Genomic DNA, 1,599 nt, shown 5'->3' with positions numbered 1-1,599 from the left:
CCCACGGCGGGAACCCGGCCGCGCTGGACAGAAACTGGATGTTGCCGCCGAAGGTGCGATGCCTGCCGGAATACCACCGGTGACGGCCCTCGTCGGTGCGTTCGGCGACGCGGTCGGAGATTGACCAACCTTGCCGTGATGGTCTCAATTGGATACGACCCCACATCTTCCAGACATGCTGTTGACCTGTGCAAACAGGCCGAACTCCGTGTTGTTGCGTAACGCCTGCGGCTATTGCCGATGGAGGCTCGACGGCTCCCGACCATTCTTCCGTCAACGAAGGCGTGCGAGGGACGCGGGCGACTTCTTTCTGGCGGAGCTGCTACGGGTCGCCACAACAGGCATCGCTCAGCCCACGCCACCGCCATTCCATCTGACAGTCCACTCGCGACTCGGTCGACCGGCGCGGACGAGACACTGGGCCGAAGTGGCCTGAACCTTGGAGGAAGCGATGACCGGGGACGAGGCCCTGCTGCGCATGCTGTATCGAGAACACGGTCAGGCCGTGCTCGCGTACGCGACGCGACTCACCGGAGATCTCCACACCGCCGAAGACGTAGTGCAGGAGACGCTGTTACGGGCGTGGCGCAATTCCAGCGTTCTGGTCAACGGCAAGGGCTCGGTCCGTGGCTGGCTGATCACCGTGGCGCGCAACATCGTCACCGACCGGTACCGGGCCAAGGCGTCTCGGCCTCGCGAGGTCAACGATGATGGCGTTGCGCCGCAAGCGAAGCGCGACCACGCGGACGACGTCATTCAGACGGAGTTCGTCTTCCAGGCGCTCAACAGGCTGCCGGTGGAACAGCGCGCGGTGCTGGCGCAGGTCTACTACCGTGGTCGGACCGTCGCGGAGACAGCGCGGGTGTTGGGTATCCCGGAGGGCACGGTGAAGTCACGCGTCCACAACGCGATGCGGTCCCTGCGCGATCTGATGTCACCTGAGCAAGCGAGGGTGCGCAGGCGGGATGCGTGGGAACGCGCCAAGACCCCCGCGAAACCACACCTGCGTCTCGTGGACGGTCTACGCCCCACTGCCTGACGGTTGACCACACGCAACAGTGCCGCTACCAACGGTCTGCACTGTGCGGTCGAAGTTGTCGTCGGCAGCGGCCTTGCTGTGTCCACCTGCGGCTGCTCCCGCTCACCTATTTCGTCATCTTCGTCGGTGGTGCGATCACCCTGCTGACCGTCACCGCGGACATCGTCAACCCGATCAGGCTCGGCCAGTAGTGACCAATCTGCAGAAGTGGAAGGTGCACAACCCATGAGTGACGGCGTGATGCTCGGAATGCCGGCATTGCCGCCTCCGGTGCTGTCGGAACGTCGCAAGACGAGGCAGCTCATGGTGGGAAACGTCGGCGTCGGGAGCGAGTTCCCGGTGTCGGTGCAGTCCATGACGACCACGCTCACCGCGGACGTCAACGCCACACTGCAGCAGATCGCCGAGCTCACGGCCGCGGGCTGTGACATCGTGCGCGTCGCGTGCCCGTCGCAGGACGACGCGGACGCGTTGGCGGCGATCGCGAAGAAGTCGCAGATCCCGGTGATCGCGGACATCCACTTCCAGCCGAAGTACGTGTTCGCCGCGATCGAGGCGGG

The 1,599-nt window shown here is 65.0% G+C and carries 2 protein-coding genes; both read left to right on the top strand.

Annotated features, from left to right (window positions below; translation table 11 throughout):
- The first annotated feature begins 451 nt into the window (after positions 1-451).
- Entirely contained in the window at positions 452-1,039 is a 588-nt protein-coding gene (locus FKR81_RS43020) for a sigma-70 family RNA polymerase sigma factor (protein ID WP_146361354.1), read from the top strand.
- A 249-nt stretch (positions 1,040-1,288) separates the two neighbouring features.
- Positions 1,289-1,599: flavodoxin-dependent (E)-4-hydroxy-3-methylbut-2-enyl-diphosphate synthase (locus tag FKR81_RS43010; RefSeq protein ID WP_186763524.1), on the top strand; the 311-nt coding region annotated here is incomplete at its 3' end.

Source organism: Lentzea tibetensis, from assembly GCF_007845675.1.
GTDB lineage: Bacteria > Actinomycetota > Actinomycetes > Mycobacteriales > Pseudonocardiaceae > Lentzea > Lentzea tibetensis.
Note: the sequence above shows the minus strand (reverse complement) of the source record. Positions and strands in the feature narration are given on the sequence as shown.

Bases quoted from the DNA above. Each gene is read 5' to 3' on its own strand.
- FKR81_RS43020 (WP_146361354.1), top strand. From the start codon at position 452: ATGACCGGGGACGAGGCCCTGCTGCGCATGCTGTATCGAGAACACGGT.